The sequence below is a fragment of the Rhizobium sp. KNZ2-6A genome (assembly GCF_056755475.1).
In genome coordinates this window covers 1-17,451 of the sequence record NZ_JBNDIC010000048.1, presented here as the reverse complement: position 1 = coordinate 17,451, position 17,451 = coordinate 1, and the positions used below count along the sequence as shown (strand labels likewise).

12 protein-coding genes are annotated in these 17,451 nt (G+C 60.9%); 5 read left to right on the top strand and 7 right to left on the bottom strand.

The window, feature by feature from the left end:
• Positions 1-64: 64 nt before the first annotated feature.
• Positions 65-706, bottom strand: coding sequence for a carbonic anhydrase (locus tag ACPYOP_RS26065; RefSeq protein ID WP_481413167.1), 642 nt, complete (start codon positions 704-706; stop codon positions 65-67).
• Positions 707-778: 72 nt separating this feature from the next.
• Positions 779-1,654: a pyridoxal kinase PdxY gene (gene pdxY, locus ACPYOP_RS26060; RefSeq protein ID WP_481413166.1), complete on the bottom strand. Its 876-nt coding sequence runs from the start codon at positions 1,652-1,654 to the stop codon at positions 779-781.
• 293 nt (positions 1,655-1,947) lie between these two features.
• Between pdxY and ACPYOP_RS26055 the strand changes: the two genes are divergently transcribed.
• Positions 1,948-6,738: an NAD-glutamate dehydrogenase gene (locus ACPYOP_RS26055; RefSeq protein ID WP_481413165.1), complete on the top strand. Its 4,791-nt coding sequence runs from the start codon at positions 1,948-1,950 to the stop codon at positions 6,736-6,738.
• A gap of 48 nt (positions 6,739-6,786) precedes the next feature.
• The gene (locus ACPYOP_RS26050) at positions 6,787-8,178 is read left to right on the top strand and encodes an MFS transporter (protein WP_481413164.1); all 1,392 of its coding nucleotides are present in this window, start codon (positions 6,787-6,789) and stop codon (positions 8,176-8,178) included.
• A gap of 309 nt (positions 8,179-8,487) precedes the next feature.
• On the opposite strand, the gene betI is transcribed toward ACPYOP_RS26050, so the two are convergent.
• Positions 8,488-9,117 (bottom strand): transcriptional regulator BetI, encoded by a 630-nt coding sequence (gene betI, locus ACPYOP_RS26045; protein ID WP_481413163.1) that lies wholly within the window; start codon positions 9,115-9,117, stop codon positions 8,488-8,490.
• 151 nt (positions 9,118-9,268) lie between these two features.
• On the opposite strand from betI, the gene ACPYOP_RS26040 reads away from it, so the two are divergent.
• Positions 9,269-10,063: an SDR family NAD(P)-dependent oxidoreductase gene (locus ACPYOP_RS26040; protein WP_481413162.1), complete on the top strand. Its 795-nt coding sequence runs from the start codon at positions 9,269-9,271 to the stop codon at positions 10,061-10,063.
• Between the two features lie 201 nt (positions 10,064-10,264).
• Here ACPYOP_RS26040 and purH read toward each other — a convergent pair whose 3' ends face one another.
• The 4 genes from purH to htpX all read right to left on the bottom strand — a co-directional run bounded on the left by purH (position 10,265) and on the right by htpX (position 16,256).
• Complete coding sequence (purH, locus tag ACPYOP_RS26035) at positions 10,265-11,881, bottom strand: bifunctional phosphoribosylaminoimidazolecarboxamide formyltransferase/IMP cyclohydrolase (RefSeq protein WP_481413161.1); 1,617 nt, start codon at positions 11,879-11,881, stop codon at positions 10,265-10,267.
• A 172-nt stretch (positions 11,882-12,053) separates the two neighbouring features.
• Entirely contained in the window at positions 12,054-13,700 is a 1,647-nt protein-coding gene (locus ACPYOP_RS26030) for a heparinase II/III family protein (RefSeq protein WP_481413160.1), read from the bottom strand.
• Positions 13,701-13,851: 151 nt separating this feature from the next.
• Entirely contained in the window at positions 13,852-15,261 is a 1,410-nt protein-coding gene (locus tag ACPYOP_RS26025; protein WP_481413159.1) for an RsmB/NOP family class I SAM-dependent RNA methyltransferase, read from the bottom strand.
• The gene (gene htpX / locus ACPYOP_RS26020; RefSeq protein WP_481413158.1) at positions 15,258-16,256 is read right to left on the bottom strand and encodes a zinc metalloprotease HtpX; all 999 of its coding nucleotides are present in this window, start codon (positions 16,254-16,256) and stop codon (positions 15,258-15,260) included. The genes ACPYOP_RS26025 and htpX overlap by 4 nt, the downstream gene beginning before the upstream one ends.
• A 221-nt stretch (positions 16,257-16,477) precedes the next feature.
• Between htpX and ACPYOP_RS26015 the strand changes: the two genes are divergently transcribed.
• Both ACPYOP_RS26015 and ACPYOP_RS26010 read left to right on the top strand, forming a co-directional pair.
• Positions 16,478-16,696: a DUF1674 domain-containing protein gene (locus ACPYOP_RS26015; protein WP_481413197.1), complete on the top strand. Its 219-nt coding sequence runs from the start codon at positions 16,478-16,480 to the stop codon at positions 16,694-16,696.
• A 543-nt stretch (positions 16,697-17,239) separates the two neighbouring features.
• The gene (locus tag ACPYOP_RS26010; RefSeq protein ID WP_481413157.1) at positions 17,240-17,419 is read left to right on the top strand and encodes a hypothetical protein; all 180 of its coding nucleotides are present in this window, start codon (positions 17,240-17,242) and stop codon (positions 17,417-17,419) included.
• Positions 17,420-17,451: the final 32 nt, after the last annotated feature.

Here is a 17,451-nt window from a genome sequence, read left to right as displayed (position 1 = left end):
CTATCTTTTTGTTTCCTTAGGCATGCCGGACGGAAAACCGCTACGCACTTTTCCTGGAAATACTCTAAACGTCGGGGCGGATGAAATCGCGGGTGCTTGGATCCATGATCCATAGCTCGCCGGTCGAAATATCGAACCACGCGCCGTGAAGAGAGAGCTTGCCCTCGTCTTCCCGCGCCTTGATCTCCGGAAAGCTGCGCAGGTTCTCCAGCGAATTGCGGATCGAAATGCGCTCCAAGGCCGTCTGACGCTCGGCCGGTGTCATAATATCGTTGCTCTGAATCTGTTCGGCGGCGGGCTTCAGCAAGCCCATCCACCGGCCGATGAAATCGCCTGGAGACAATGGTTCGGCATCGGGGTCGAGCGCGGCGCGGATGCCGCCGCAACGGCCGTGGCCCATCACGACGATATCCGAGACCTTGAGCGACAGGACGGCGAATTCGAGTGCCGAGGAGGTCGCATGGAAATTACCATCCGGCTCGTAGGGCGGCACCATGTTGGCGACGTTACGGATGACGAAGAGCTCTCCCGGACCGGCATCGAAGATGATCTCCGGCGCCGAGCGGGAGTCACAGCAGGCAATCACAAGGGTCGATGGGTTCTGGCCGAGATCCGCCAGATTGCGATAGCGTTCGCGCTCATCGACGTAACGCCCGCTCATGAAGTTACGATAACCATTCAAAAGGGTGTCGGGAAAGCTTTGCATGACATTGGATTACAGCGCAGTTCGGCCGATGGCAACTGTTGCGCTGCAAAAAGCGTTAACCGTCGCGAGCCACTATTTTTTTCGCCGCTGCGCCGGGTGAACCAGGTGCCGCAGCTGCACCATTGCCATCGGCGTCGACAGGCTTGTTGAATCGGCGGCGAGCGTCAGCTCGTCGCTGCCGCGCTTGACGGCGCGCGCCAGCACCTCGTAGACGCTGGCCGTCGTCAGCTGCAGCGCCCTTTCCTCATCCATGCCGGAGAGCAGACGCGACAGGAACACCGCGGACAAGAGATCGCCAAGCCCGTTCGGCGCCCCCTCGATGCTGCGATGCTCGGCAAGCAGCGCGTTTCGGCCGCTGAGATAGAGATTGCCGATGCCGCCGGCCATCATCGGCACCGCCGACGTCACCAGCATGCGCGACGGTCCGAGGGCCAGGGCCGCCTCCATGATGGCGTTGTTGTCCTCGAGCGGCGCACCGGCAAGCCAGGCAAGCTCATAACGATTCGGTGTTGCGAGCGATGCCAGCGGGATCAGGAGATCGCGGATGGCTTCGGCCGTGGCCTCGGGCACATAAAGGCCGCCGGCATCGCCGATGACAGGATCGCAGGCATAGAAGAGATCGGGGGTCTTTTCCCGCAGCGCAGTTACCAGCCTGGCAACCGAACGCGCTTGCGCGGCATTGCCGAAATAGCCTGAGAGAACCGCCTTCACCTCGGAAAGCCAGGGTGCGGCGATGAGATCGTCGATGACGTGGTCGAAATCCGCCTCGTTGAAAGTCAGCCGCGTCGAGCGGCCATGGCCCGGATGCCAGGGCAGAACGATGGTCGGCAGCGCCCAGACGGGATGGCCGAGCGTCTCCAGCGCGAAAACTGCCGCACGATTGCCGACGGACCCTCTGATGACATGGCTGGAGATGACGATAACGGCGCCGGCCGACATTTGCGACATGATCCTTGCTTTCAGTTCGGGGCTTTGCACTGCATGGCGCCGTTGATGATCCCTTTCGCGCCACTCTGTCAACCGCGCTTCACAGAGTCATGAAAACCTCTGTTGACGAGCTCGTTCCGCCAATTTCACGCCAATATTCCCCTGCCTTGCATCGGAAGCGCACATTCCGGCAAGATTCTTGAAAAAACGGAGCGAAATCGGTCCAAAAGCAACCAAATGCGCATTCTTTTTGCCAGTTTTTTCGCTAAACCTTCTGCTACTGTGGTCAGAATTCGAAAATCGGGAGGAATTTCATGGCGCCCAGAACCAATCCGAAACGGGAAAAACAGATCGAAGCGGCACGCAAGATCGCCGCTGCATCGGGCGAGGCGCACCTCGACCCCGAAATCCTGTTCGGCCGGGCCAGCAATGACGATATGGAGCGGTACACTCCGGAAATGCTGGCTCTTGCCGCGACGCACGCGGCCAGGGAACTGGCAGCCTGGAGCGGTACCTCTCCGCGCGTCAGCATCGAGCAGGTCGCCAATATCGAGCCCGATGGCGCCGCCGTGTCGATCCTCTCGATCACCGACCACAACATGCCCTTCCTCTACGAATCGATCATGGGCGAGGTGACCAGCAGCTATCGCGACCTCCATATGGCGGTCCACCCGATCCTGGTCGTCGAAAAGGGCAAGCAGCCGGGCCTCTATTCCGCCGATCACCCAAGCGACCCTGCCCATCGCGTCAGCCATATCCAGCTTCATCTCTCGCCCTTGACGGCGGCACAGGCAACGGATCTGACCAAGCGAATCCAGAGCGTGCTCGACCAGACGCACCTCACCGTTTCCGACTGGAAGCCAATGCTGTCGCGCCTCGATACGGTCATCTCGGAACTATCAACCTATGAGGCGGCCGGTCGCCGCAAGAGCGATCGCGACGAGGCGCTCGCCTTCCTTGCCTGGCTACGGGATGGCAACTTCACCTTCCTCGGCATGCGCGAATATGTCTATTCCGGCAAGGGTGCCAATGCCAAGGTCGAACGCGATCGCGGCACCGGCCTCGGCATTCTTTCCAATCCGGACGTACGCGTTCTGAGGCAAGGCAAGGACGCCGTCACCACGACACCGGAAATCCTCGCCTTCCTCAACGGGCCGGATTTCCTGATCGTCACCAAGGCCAACGTCAAATCGATCGTCCACCGCCGCGCCTATATGGATTATGTCGGCGTCAAGCGCTTCGATGCTGACGGCAACGTCACGGGCGAGCTGCGCATCGTCGGCCTCTTCACCTCCACGGCCTATACCAGTGCAGCCGCCGAAGTGCCGCTGCTGCGCTCGAAGGTGCAGAAGGTCAAGGATCATTTCGGCTTCGATCCCACAAGCCACTCCGGCCGTATGCTCGAAAACACGCTGGAATCCTATCCCCGCGACGATCTCTTCCAGATCGACACGACGCTGCTTGCGAGCTTTGCCGAACAGATCAACGATCTGGCAGACCGGCCGCGCGTGCGCGCACTGCCGCGCATCGACCATTTCGACCGCTTCGTCTCGGTGATCGTCTATGTTCCGCGCGAGGAATATGATTCCGTCGTCCGCGAGAAGATCGGCAACTACCTGAAGTCAGTCTATGACGGCCGTGTCTCCGCTTATTATCCGGCTTTCCCGGAAGGCGGCGTGGCGCGCGTGCATTTCATCATCGGCCGCAGCGCCGGCAAGACGCCGCATATTCCGCAGGCGAAGCTCGAAGAGGCGATCCGCGCCATCACCGCCCGCTGGGACGAGCGTTTCGTCATGCTGGCAGGCCCGAAGGCGCCGAACATCTCCGTCAGCCAGGCCTTCCAGGAAGCTTTCTCGCCGGAAGACGCCTTCGCCGATCTACCTGACATCACGGCGACCGCCGGCGCCGAGCCGATCCGCATCGCCTTCTATATCCGCAAGGACGAAGCCGGCGACATTCTCTCGCTGAAGATCTTTCATGGGCAGGGCAACCTCGCGCTGTCGCGCCGCGTGCCTCTCCTCGAAAATCTCGGCTTCAACGTCATCAGCGAGCGTACCTTCGATATCTATGTCACGGCTAAAGGCGGCTCGACCGGCCATGTCGTGCTCCACGACATGGAGCTCGAAGCCCGCAGCGGCGTCACGATCGATCTCGCCCGCCATGGCGCGGCATTGGAAGAAGCCTTCCTCGCCGCCTTCGGCGGCACGATCGACAATGACGGCTTCAACCGGCTGATCGTCTCCGCCGATCTCTCCGCCCGCGAAACGAATGTATTGCGCGCCTATTCCCGCTATCTGCGCCAGGCCGGCATCGCCTATTCGCAGGATTACATCGCCGCGACGCTGGACAAATATCCTGGGATCGCTGCCTCGCTTTTCAGCCTCTTTCACGACACGCTCGATCCGAAGCTCAGCGACAAGAACCGCACGAAGAAGCTTGTCGACCTGCATACAGGCATCGAAACCGAGCTTGCCGACGTTCCGAGCCTCGACGACGACCGCATCCTGCGCCGCTATGTCAACGCCATCGACGCGACGCTGCGCACCAACTATTTCCAGCGAAATGCGGACGGCACGCCGAAGGCGATGCTCGCCTTCAAGCTCGATCCGAAGCTGCTGGATGGCCTGCCCGAGCCGCGCCCCTTCCGCGAAATCTTCGTCTACGGCGTCGAGGTGGAGGGCGTGCACCTGCGCTTCGGCAAAGTGGCGCGCGGCGGTCTGCGTTGGTCGGACCGCGCCGAGGATTATCGTACCGAAGTGCTCGGCCTGGTGAAGGCGCAGCAGGTCAAGAACGCTGTTATCGTGCCCGTCGGCGCCAAGGGCGGTTTCTATCCGAAGAAGCTTCCGGTCGGCGGCAGCCGCGACGAAATCTTCAATGCCGGCCGCGAGGCCTATAAGACCTATATCCGCACGCTGCTGTCGATCACCGACAATATTTCCGGCGCCGATATCATCCCGCCGGCCGACACCGTGCGGCTCGATGGCGACGACCCCTATTTCGTCGTCGCCGCCGACAAGGGCACCGCCACCTTCTCGGACACCGCCAATGCGCTGGCGCAGGAAGCAGGCTTCTGGCTGGATGACGCCTTCGCCTCGGGCGGCTCGGCCGGTTACGACCACAAGAAGATGGGCATCACCGCCCGCGGCGCCTGGGAAACCGTGAAGCGGCATTTCCGCGAAATGGACATCGATATCCAGACGACGCCCTTCAACGTCGTCGGTGTCGGCGACATGTCCGGCGACGTCTTCGGCAATGGCATGCTGCTGTCGCCGAAGATCCGCCTGCTCGCCGCCTTCGACCATCGCGACATCTTCATCGATCCCGATCCGGACATGGACAAGACGCTCGCCGAACGGCAGCGCATCTTCAACCTGCCGCGCTCGAGCTGGCAGGATTTCGACAAGTCCGTTCTGTCGAAGGGCGCGATGATTATTTCCCGTTCGGCAAAGTCGGTCACGCTGACGCCGGAAGCGGTCGCCGCCATCGGCATAGAAAAGTCGGTCGCAACGCCCTTCGAGATCATGACGGCGATCCTCAAGGCGCCGGTGGACCTGTTGTGGTTCGGCGGCATTGGTACCTACGTCAAGGCACAGGCCGAAACGGATTCGGAAGTCGGCGATCGCGCCAACGATCCGATCCGCATCACGGCTGAGGAAGTCCGTGCCAAGGTCATCGGCGAGGGCGCAAATCTCGGCGTCACGCAGAAGGGCCGTATCGCCTATGGCCTGAAGGGCGGGCGCTGCAACTCCGACGCCATCGACAATTCCGCCGGCGTCAACACCTCGGACGTCGAGGTCAACATCAAGATCGCGCTGGCATCCGCCATGTTCGACGAGCGGCTGACGCGGGCCAAGCGCGACACGCTGCTCGCCTCCATGACCGACGAAGTGGCAGCACTCGTCTTGCGCAACAACTACCTGCAATCCCTGGCGATCTCGCTGACAGAGCGCAAGGGCACCGGCAACGGCCTGGAACTCAGTCGCTTCATGAGCGTGCTGGAAGCGGCCAAGCAGCTCAACCGCAAGGTAGAGACCCTGCCCGACGATCAGACTTTCGCCGAACGTTATGCCAACGGACGGCCGTTGACCCGCCCTGAAATCGGCGTGCTGCTCTCCTACGCGAAGATCGTTCTCTTCGACGCGATTGTCGCCAGCGACCTGCCAGACGATCCCTACTTCACAGCCACCCTCAGCCGCTATTTCCCGGCCAAGATGCAGCGCTCGAACGCCACCGATATCGAAAGCCACCGTCTGCGCCGCGAAATCATCGGCACGGCGCTTGCCAACGAAGCGATCAATCGCGGCGGCCCGGGCTTTGCGGTCAGCATGATGGATGCGACGGCGGCATCGGCTGCCGAAGTCGTCAAGGCCGCGGTCATCGCCCGTGACGGCTTCGACCTCGACCGGCTCTGGAACGAGACCGACGCGCTGGATGGCAAGGTCGGCGGCCAGATGCAGAACCGCGTCTATGGCGAGATCACCGAGGTCTATACAGCACTTACGCGGCTCCTGCTGAAGACCGGGGCCGCCAAGGGTGAAATCGAGGAAACCGTTAGCCGGCTTCGCGCAGCCCTTAAAAAGCTGCGACCGGTCTTCCTCAGCCACATCCCGGCGGATTTCGCAGCCGAGATCACCGCCCGCGAGGCAGAATATCAGGCCGCCGGCCTGCCGGAAAAGCTGGCTTCGGAGATCGCGACGATCTACGCGCTCGTCCTCGTGCCTGAGATCATGCAGATCGCCGAACGCACCGGCGATACGCTGAACCGGGCGGCGGAAAGCTACTTCACCGTCTCGCAGACCTTCCGCGTCGGCCGCCTGCTGCTCGCCGGTAGCCGGATCGTCACAGGCGATCACTATGAGAGCCTTGCTCTGGCACGCAGTCTCGACCAGATCGCCGGCGCCCGCCGCGATATCGTCATCTCGGCGCTATCGAACCATCCGAAGGACAAGCTGCCGGTTCAGGCATGGCATGCCGAAGACCGTATCCGCATCAATCGCATCGCCGAAGAGCTCGGTGGCCTCAGCGAAAGCGGCGATCCTAACCTCGCCCGCATCACCGTTGCCGCCGGCCTGCTGAGCGATCTTGCGAACGGCAGGGCAAGGTGACACAGTCCGCCCGACCCGTCAGGCGGGTGAGGGAATCAGGGGCTGGATTTGGTGGTAACCGAAATCGACAATGACGTGCCGGCAAAAGTGCCGGCACGCGGTATCTGGGGTTGGATGTTCTTCGACTGGGCGGCGCAGCCCTTCTTCACCGTCGTCACCACCTTCATCTTCGGCCCCTATTTCGTTGCGCGCCTGACGGCCGATCCCGTCTCCGCACAGACGACATGGAGCAACATGGCGACGATCTCCTCGGTGATCATCGCCATTCTTTCCCCGATCCTCGGCTCGATCGCCGATCAATCCGGCGCCCGCAAACCCTGGATCGCCTTCTTCGCCGTCATCAAGATCGCAAGTCTTTTCTGTCTCTGGGGCGCAGCACCGGGATCGCCCGTCATCTATCCTGTGATCTTCATGATCCTCGCTTCGATCTCGGCCGAATTCTCGATCGTCTTCAACGATTCGATGATGCCACGGCTGGTCGGCAAGGATGATGTCGGCAGGCTGTCGAATGCCGCCTGGGGGCTCGGCTATCTCGGCGGCATGATCGTGCTGATCACCGTCGTCACCCTGCTCGCCGGCAATCCGCAGACCGGGAAGACCATCCTCGGCCTCACACCACTCTTCGGCCTCGATGCGACGCTCGGCGAGGATGCTCGCATCACCGGGCCGATTTCGGCCGCATGGTATCTGATCTTCATCCTGCCGATGTTCCTCTTCACGCCGGACGCCGCCCGTGGCCTGCCACTTCGTGCCGCCGTTCGCTCGGGGCTGCGGGAACTCAAAACGACGCTCGGTGAGCTGAAGCGCCGGCGCGGCATCAGCCTGTTCCTCATCGCCCGTATGATCTATCAGGATGGCGTCAACGGCCTCTTGATCCTCGGCGGCACCTTCGCGGCCGGCATGTTCGGCTGGGCGACGATCGAGATCGGTATCTACGGCATCATCCTCAATGTCATCGCCATCTTCGGCTGCTTTGCCGCCGGCTATGTCGATCGCTGGCTGGGCTCGAAGACGACAGTCGTCATCAGTCTGACGCTGCTGCTGGTCGCCACCTTCGGCATCATCTCCACCGGACCCGGCTTCACGTTCTTCGGCCTCGTTCCGCTTTCGACAGTCAGCTCCGGCGGCCTGTTCGGCACGGCAGCCGAAAAAGCCTATATCGGCTACGGCCTGCTGATCGGCATCGCCTTCGGCCCCGTGCAGGCCTCCTCGCGCTCTTATCTTGCCCGCAGCGTCAGCCTCTCGGAGGCCGGCCGCTATTTCGGCATCTATGCACTCTCAGGCCGCGCCACCAGCTTCATGGCGACGCTGTTCTTCTCGCTGGGGACCTACTGGAGCGGCTCAGCCCGCCTCGGCATGGCGACGCTTGTCATCTTCCTCGCCGGGGGGCTTCTACTCCTGTTACCGACGCCCTATCCGGCCGACAAGGGGGCAAAGTAGGGATATCCTCCTATTCAAGTTTGGATATGCTCTTCCCTTCTCCCCCGCGGGAAGAAGGTGGCCCGAAGGGTCGGATGAAGGGGATAGCGCGGCGTAACCCGGAACCGGCCTATGTCATTACGAACAACATATACCTTCCCGGTAACCCCTCAACCCGCGCGTGGGGTTCAATTCAGACGAACCTTGGCGGGGCCGTCATGGCTAAGTTCACGAAGATGCGGGGCTGCCGCTGGCGGCCTAATCAACGCTAGGCATCTTGATCCAATATGCGGCGGCGTCGGGACTTTCCGGCGACGTTTCTTTGTGATGTTAGGCGTGTGATGTCACCACGTTGTCGAGATATTCGAGGATGCCTTGAATGGGTGGCACTGTCACTTCCTCGTGGGCACAATGCATCCACATTCCGTCGATCATTGCGGTTAAGGTCTCGGCTGTTACCAAGGCCTTCTCTTTCCCGACTAGGACTTTGAGATCGGCAACCAAATTGCTTTTGAGCCTCCGGGCGTTGATGCGCGATAGACGCCGCAATCTCTCGTCATGGGTAGAGTGAGCCGCGAAGTGTAACCATGCTACGCACACCTCGCGGGAGAATACAGAAGGTAGGAAATTGCTTTCGATGATCGCATGCAAGCGCTCTAGTGGCGTTGTTGCACCAGCCATCCTTCTTACGGTTTCAATGCGAACGGATTCGAGACGGACACGCATTGCCTCGCCGAGAAGGGCATCCTTGCCCCCGAAGTAGTGGTGGACATTGCCTGCTGAAATCCCTGCGATCGATGCGATGTTCGCTACGGTGATCCCAGCGAACCCATATTGATAGATAGCCTTCACGGTAGCATCAACGAGGGCCTTGCGACGGTCTGCTCGCATCTCCTTCCTGGTGACATTTGCATTCGCAAGCGAGCGGTTCGTTTCGCTTCGTTTCTTCTTGAGTGGCATTTTAACGACGATCTCTTTGGCATTACTCAATCATCACAAGACGCTGTCGCGGTTCGAAAGTCAAAGCATTCAAACTGAATCTACCAAATTATTTGCACGAGCAAGCAAAATGGATTAACGGTCGGTAAGTTGTCCATAGGAGGTCGTGACAGTGAGCGGAAAAGATATAGTTGGTGGACTTGAAGCCTTTAATTTGGTTGGAAAAAACGCAGTGGTGACAGGTGCCGGACGAGGTATAGGCCGCGCAATTGCCGAAGGGCTTGCCGCCGCCGGCGCGAACGTGTTGCTCGCCTCCCGGACGGAGAACAACCTGGCAGATACCGCCGCTACGATCCGTGCAGGGGGGCGACGGGTCGAGACGACACGGGCCGATATTTCGTTGCCTGACGATTGCGAAGCTTTAATGCGGCGAGCGAACGACCTTTTCGGCGCGATCGATATTCTGGTCTGCAATGCCGCCACGAACATTCAAGGCGCGGCCGCCGGGATGACGACCGAAAGCTGGCGACGGGTGATCGACGTCGAACTCTCGGGCTACTTCTACCTCTCCAAGGCGGCGCATCCTTATATGGCCAGCCGACGTTCAGGCTCGATCATATTCGTTTCCGCTAATTCCAGCCTTGTCGGCTATGCCGATTTGGTGGGGGTCGCCACCGCGAAAGGCGGTTTGGACATGATGGCGAGGAACTTGGCCGTTGAGTGGGGTAGCGACGGCATACGAGTCAACACCATCAATCCGGGCTGGACGGAACACGTGCCGCCCGACGGTGCGGACGTAGCCGCCGGGACTGGCGACCTTGAGGAAGATATTCGCGCGACGACGCCCTTGCAGAGACGAGGCACCATGCGTGAATTCGGGTCGCCGGCGGTATTCCTAGCGAGCGATGCCGCTTCTTATGTCACTGGCCAAAACCTCATCATCGACGGTGGATACTCGGTTAAATGATGAATGAGACGGCGGGGAAAGACTTAGGCAGCTTCCATCTGAAGATTTAACGTCTCCGCGTGGCGAAGCTCCCGGCGCTGCCTCTGGCGGCGCCGGTTGCCTTCGGTCTGGTACTCAGCGAGGAGCCGCAACGCTTGCCGTAGGTCAGATTGCGGATTCCTCTTCAATGCTTGGAATTCCGCTGGGGCGAGGGTAACGTCGTCAATGGCGGAAATGGCGCACGCCGGTGAAGACCATCGCGACATTGTGCTCGTTGGCTGCGTCGATCACTTCCTGGTCGCGCATCGAGCCGCCGGGCTGGATGACGGCCGTAGCACCCGCCGCGATCGCCGAGAGCAGGCCGTCGGCAAAGGGCAGGAAGGCTTCGGAAGCGACGGCGGAGCCGCGCGTCAGCGGCTCGGCCAGACCCATGGCCTTGGCGGCTTCCTCGGCCTTGATGGCAGCGATGCGGGCGGAATCGACCCGGCTCATCTGTCCCGCGCCGATGCCGGCCGTCTGGCCATCCTTGGCGTAAACAACGGCATTCGACTTCACGTGCTTGGCGACGCGGAAGGCGAACTTCATGTCTTCCAGCTCCTGCGCCGTCGGCGCGCGCTTGGTCACGACCTTGAGCTCCATGTCCTCGACCAAAGCGTTGTCGCGGTTCTGCACGAGCAGGCCGCCGGAGACGGTCTTGGCGGTGAGGCCGGCAGCGCGCGGATCGGGCAGGGCGCCGACCGAGAGGAGGCGGAGATTCGGCTTGCGAGCGATGATCGCCTTGGCTTCCTCGGTGACGTCAGGCGCAATGATGACCTCGGTGAAGAGCTTGACGATCTCTTCCGCCGTTGCGGCGTCGAGCAGGCTATTCAGCGCGATGATGCCGCCGAAGGCCGAGGTGGAATCGCAGGCGAGAGCGCGCTTGTAGGCTTCGACGAGGCTCGGGCCGGTGGCGACGCCGCAAGGGTTGGCATGCTTGATGATCGCGCAGGCCGGACCATTTTCCGGCAGGAACTCGGCAACGAGTTCATAGGCTGCATCGGTGTCGTTGATGTTGTTGTAGGAAAGCTGCTTGCCCTGAATGAGCGTCGCCGTGGAAACGCCGGGGCGGTTTTCGTCGGTCAAATAGAAAGCCGCCTTCTGGTGCGGGTTTTCGCCGTAGCGCATTTCCTCGCGCAGAACCCCTCCGATAACGCGGTGGCGCGGCGTGGCGATATCGAGCGCTTCGGCAAACCAGTTGGAGATCATCGCGTCATAGGCAGCCGTGCGGGCAAAGGCCTTGGCGGCCATGCGCTTGCGGAAATCATAGGTCGTCTGACCCCCGTCGGCGGAAAGCTGTGCCAGCAGCTCGGCATAATCGGCGGGATCGGTGAGCGTCGTCACATAGGCATGGTTCTTGGCCGAAGCACGGATCATCGCCGGCCCGCCGATATCGATATTCTCGACCGTCGTCGGATAATCGCCGCCGGCCTTGCGAACGTCCTCGAAGGGATAGAGGTTGATGACGGCAAGATCGATGCCCTCGATCCCATGCTCCTTCATCGCGGCCTGGTGCTCGGCATCGTCGCGGATTGCCAGCAGTCCGCCATGCACCTTCGGATGCAGCGTCTTGACGCGGCCGTCCATGATCTCCGGAAAATTCGTCACTTCCGACACGTCGGTCACCGCAAGCCCGGCCGCCGCGATCGCCTTGTGCGTGCCGCCGGTCGACAGCAGCCGCACGCCCTGTTCGCTGAGCGCGCGTGCCAGCTCGACGATGCCGGTCTTGTCGAAGACGGACAGAAGCGCGGTTTTCACCTTCACCTTGTCGGGAGCAGGAATTTTCTTGGAAACGACGGCCATGGGCTTTCTCCGGTCTAGAGCAACTCCAGGAAAAGTGTATGGCGGTTTTCCGTCCGGAGTTGCGATAACAAAAAACAGAGCGGAAACGCTCTGGAATGAGGAGATGAGACGTCCGGCGAAAATGGCGCGGGACGGATAATGCCGCCCCGTTAGCATAGCTGACGCGCTTAGCCTATGGCCGATGGGATAAAAACCAGCGGATTTCCGGCTTTTCCGTGATCCGGAAAACGATCTCGAGCTGATCGGAGGAGCGCATGCCCGAGGGATCGGCAAAGAAGATGTCCTCCGCGACAAGCACTTCGTTGCCTGGCGAGGAGAAGACCCAGGTCTCTCCATCCGGCGCGATCAGCAGCGCGGAATCCGTTTCCGTCTGCAGCAGGCTGATGGAAGGGTGGATATGGAAGCGCGCCGAGGCAATGCCTTCGCCCTTCGGCGGCTGTTTCCTGCCCTCCGGCACGAAAAGCCGGTCGCGGCCGGCGACGATCGTGCCGCTGGCATTGAGGCTGAGCTCCCGCTCGTGGACATAGCCAAAGGCCGAGAGATAGCCGTCATGCGCGGCCCGGACATAATCGCGCCCGTCTTCGGTCTCGGCGCGCTCGACGATGACCTTCTTGACACCGCCGACCATGATCGGCCCGAGAGATTTCGATTTGGAAAACTGTGATGACGAGGTGTCGTTGAGCGTGACGGTCGAATGCGCCGCGGTCGCCCGCGCGGTTTGCATAAAGCGATCGCCCGCAAATTCCGGCGAACCGGAATTGATGATGAAGCGCGTCTTGCCCGACGACATTTCGAAGGAAAGACAGCCCGCATGCGCCGTGCGGCTGAGATCGGCCGAAGCGGCGGTTCCCACGTCGACGATGACGACTGCCGAACCGGCCGCCAACCGGTGATATTTAGTATGCGGCAGGGCCTTGAAAGCCTGTCCCGCCGTCTCGTCATAGCGCAGCACCGACATCAATTCGTTGGCAAGCGTCGAGGTCGCGCCGTTGAACAGTGCCAGATCGCCATCCTGGTGGCGGAAGAAGCGCAGTGCCGGATACATGCGGTCGATGCCGGGAATAAGCCGCACCGGCACGTCGTGGCCGAGATTGACATAGGTCTGGCGCAGCGGCAGCAGATCGAGCAGCAGTTCCAGAGACGCGCGCGGATTGCGGGAGATATGGCCGCCATCCTGCAAAATCTGCCGGTCGATTTCGCGATCGAGTGCCTGACCGGCACGTTTCAGCCTCAGGGCACTGCTCGGCATGGCGACCGAGGACATGGCAAGCGCGATGCGCACGCGAAACCGGGTAACGCCATCGGCCGACGACGAAACGATCCGGCGCAGAAAGCGCACATGGAAGACAAGCATCCGCATGAAACGGCGATAGAAGCCGCTGTCGGTGCCGTGTAAGAGCACGGGTGAATGCGACAAGAGCGCGATCAGCCGCTGCGCCGCGATGTCAGGCGACCAGGCGAGACCGTGCAGCCGGCGGCCGTGAACGGCAATCCAATCGGTAAGGATCGACCGCGCCATGGCCGAGGCCTGATCGCTTTTCTCCGCCCGCAAATGCCGCAGCCAGCGAAAATTATGCAGCCGGGCGGCAAAGGCCAGCGACGGCAATTCGAGCGCGAAGGGCGATGCGCCCTGCGTTTCCAGGACGCGCCCGGCCAGCAGGATGCGCCCGTTCAGAAGCTCTTCGACGAAAAAGGGATCGACGCTGCGCAGATCGGTCGGCGCCACGATCAGGCGTTCCGGCACACGCATCGTGTGGCGGGTGAGACGCAATCGCGTCAACGCCGCGCGGCGCGACATCCGCCGCCATGCTTCCCGCATGTATGAACTCACAAAACCCTGCCGCAGACCTGCATATTTGCTTTTGCTTACTCTCATTACCCGTGGTTAAAAAGAGGTTACCGATATACCGATTAAGGACATATTACCGGGTTTTTTAACCGTCCTGGGGAATGACGCGCCAATGTAGAACCTAGCGCGTGCGGCGAAGCACGGCCGCAAAGAAGCCGTCGAGACCGGAGGCAAAGCCATCGGAAAGCGGCAGCATGTCCGGCGTGGTGCGGAACGCCCCCAGTGGCGAGATTGCTGCTTCCAAACCCGGCCAATCGCCCGCAGCGATCGGCACGCGCTCGACATTGTCCGTATCGGCAAGCAGGCGTGCAACCAGATCTTCTCCCTCTTCGGGATCGAGCGAGCAGTTGGAAAACACGACTACGCCGCCCGGTTTGACCAGCGTCAGGGTATGGCGAAGCAGGCGCTCCTGCAGGGCGGCCAGCTTGGCGATATCCTCCGGCCCCTTGGTCCAGAGCACGTCGGGATGGCGGCGCGTCGTTCCTGTCGAGGAGCAGGGGGCGTCGAGGAGGGCGGCATCGAAAAGTTCATCGGGCTGATATTTGCTCATATCGGCAACGACGGTCTCGGCCTCCATGCCGAGGCGGGCCAGATTGGCGGACAGCCGCTTCAGGCGGTTGGCGGATTGATCGAGAGCCGTGACCTTGGCGCCGGCGAGAATGAGCTGAGCCGTCTTGCCGCCGGGTGCTGCGCAGAGATCCGCCACCCGCTTGCCGGCAAGCGAGCCGAAGAGCTTCGCCGGAATGCTGGCGGCGGCGTCCTGAACCCACCACTCGCCATCATCGAAACCTTCAAGCGAGGGAATGGACCCTTCGAAAGCGGCGAGCCGCACGCCGCCCGTCGGCAGCACGACACCGTTCAGTCGGCTCGCCCAACCTTCAGCATCGGATTTCACGGTGAGATCGATCGCCGCCGGCTCGAGCTGCGTGTCGGAAATTCTGAGTGCAGCGGCCGCGCCGTAGGCCGCTTCCAGGCGGGACAGGAACCAGTCCGGCATGGCCGGTACCTTGGCGACCTGCTCGAGGATTTCCTGCTTTTCGCGACCGATGCGACGAAGGATGGCGTTGACCAGCTTGGCGAAGCGGCGATTGCGGGGATCGCGGTTGGCCTGTTCGACAGCAAGATCGACGGCGGAATGATCCGGCACGTCGAGATAAAGGATCTGCGTCGCGCCGACGACAAGCACGTGATGCAGGGCGCGGGCGCCTTCCGGCAGCGGCGAATCGAGCAGCGACGATATCGCCGACTCGATGCGCGGCAGGTGCCGCAGCGCGCTGTTCAAAATGGCGCGCACCAGCGCACGGTCGCTGTCGCTGAGCGTCGTGTAGGCGGCGCTGCCGCCTTCGGCGTCCAGCATGCCATCGAGCGGTGTCTTGCGGTCCAGCACGGCTCCCAGGATCTTCGACGCCGCCGCGCGGGCCGCAAGGCCGGGCTTCGGCGGAGACGAATCGAGCGGGCGCGATTGCTGCGGCCGCTTGCCCGATCGTTTTCCGTCTCGGTTGGAAGCATTGTTTTTTGTGTCGGAATTCAAGACCAGGGACCCTTCGGCGGTTGCGAACCACCGCGACCCGTATTCGGCACGGAACGCGATTTGCGCCCCGGATTAGCAGTGAAGGACCGTCCCGTCGAGCCAAAGTCCGAAGATGGGCCGGAAGATGGCGTGATCGGCGGGGCGCTGCCGCCGCCGGAACGGGCCATTTCATGCAGCGCGGCGATGCGGTTTTCCGTATTCGGATGCGTGGAAAACAGATTGTCCATGCGCTCGCCGGAGAGTGGATTGATGATGAACATATGCGCCGTCGCCGGATGACCTTCAGCCTCTTCGTTCGGAATATGCTCCGCACCGCGCGCGATCTTGCCGAGCGCGGAGGCAAGCCAAAGCGGATTGCCGCAGATCTCGGCGCCGCGGCGGTCGGCCGAATATTCGCGCGTCCGGCTGATCGCCATCTGCACCAGCATCGCGGCCAGAGGCGCGACGATCATCGCCACGAGAACGCCGACCATGCCGAGCGGATTGTTGTTGTCGCGACGGCCGCCGAAGAAGAAGGCGAAGTTGCCAAGCATGGAAATGGCGCCGGCAAGCGTCGCGGTGATCGTCATGGTCAGCGTGTCGCGGTTCTGCACATGCGCGAGCTCGTGCGCCATCACGCCGGCCACTTCCTCCGGCGTCAGCGCGTGCAGCAGGCCGGTGGAGGCGGCAACGGCAGCATTTTCCGGATTGCGGCCCGTCGCAAACGCATTCGGCTGCGGGCTGTCATAGAGATAAACCCTAGGCATCGGCAGGCCGGCGTTGCGGGCGAGATCGCGGACGATGCGGTAGAATTCCGGCGCGCTGCGCTCGTCCACCTCCTGCGCACCGTAGGTAGAGAGCACCATCCGGTCCGAATTCCAGTAGGAAAAGAAATTCATGCCGGCAGCGACGACGAATGCGATCAGCATGCCCGATTGACCGCCGATCAGATAGCCGACGCCCATGAACAAAGCGGTCATGAAGGCAAGCAGCATGGCAGTACGCATGAGATTCATCGAGGGGTCTCCAACACATCTGTCGTCCAAACCTTTTTCTTTGCGGCCGGACGCACCGGAGGCGGATGATTTCAGGTCTCTTCGACCTGAAACCTGAATCCGCTCCGGAATTAAAAAAGCAGAGCATGATGTCACCCGAAAACCGTTCACACTTTTCGGCATCATGCTCTATGATTTGGCTATTCCTCCGCTTAATTCAACGGTTCCGGACCGATCAGATCATGCAGACAGCCGATAACGACAACAAACTCGACACCGAAGCCGGCGAAATCACGCACAAGCCGCTTTCGCCCGCCGCGAAGCGCGCCCTTGCCGAAGCCGAGGAGCGCCGCAAGGCTCAGGCAGAAGCCGAGCTTCCCCCCGAAATCGGCGGGCGCGGCGGCTCTGATCCCGCCCGCTTCGGCGACTGGGAAATCAACGGCCGGGCGATCGATTTTTGAGATGTGCTAGATAGTGGTGAATCTTCTGTGCAATTTTCAGAAGAACCTGATTTTCTCGTTGATTAGCAAAGAGAATCACAGATTCTGATAATATGTCTCACACTTTTGTAGCTTACATAGATGAATCAGGAGACGATGGTCTCGGCAAATATAGAGAGCCTGGAGGCAGGGGAGGTGCATCCAGTTGGCTTATTCTATCTGCTATGGTCTTCCGTAAGCAATTCGATCTTGAAGCTGTAACTTGGCGAGATCAAATAGTTGCCAAAATGCCCGATCGGAAGAGCAGAAATCTCCATTTTGCTGAGCTTAATCACAATCAGAAGGTTGTCGCGGCGAGAGACTTAGCGACACGCCCCATTAGGGCATTAAGCGTTGTTGCCTATAAACGTGATATCCCAGACGGGATATACAGAGAGAAATCAGCTATATTTTTATCTCACTAGATATCTAATCGAGCGCATCTCATGGCTATGCCGTGACATGCGCCCACGCGCGCCAGAAGGAGACGGTCGCGTCCAAATAACCTTTTCGCGAAGAGGTGGCATGTCGTATGACGATTTTAAGAGCTATATGCAACATCTTCAACAAAACGGAGCAGACGACATTCGTGTCCACTGGCCTGTCATAGATATCGCCGGGATCGAAGCTCAGGACCACAACAAACGGGCCAGCTTGCAGCTAGAGCGGGATGAATTTAAGCCCGTTCATAGCCAGCGTTTATGAAGTAGTTTGAGCATTCTTGTGGCGCAATGGTA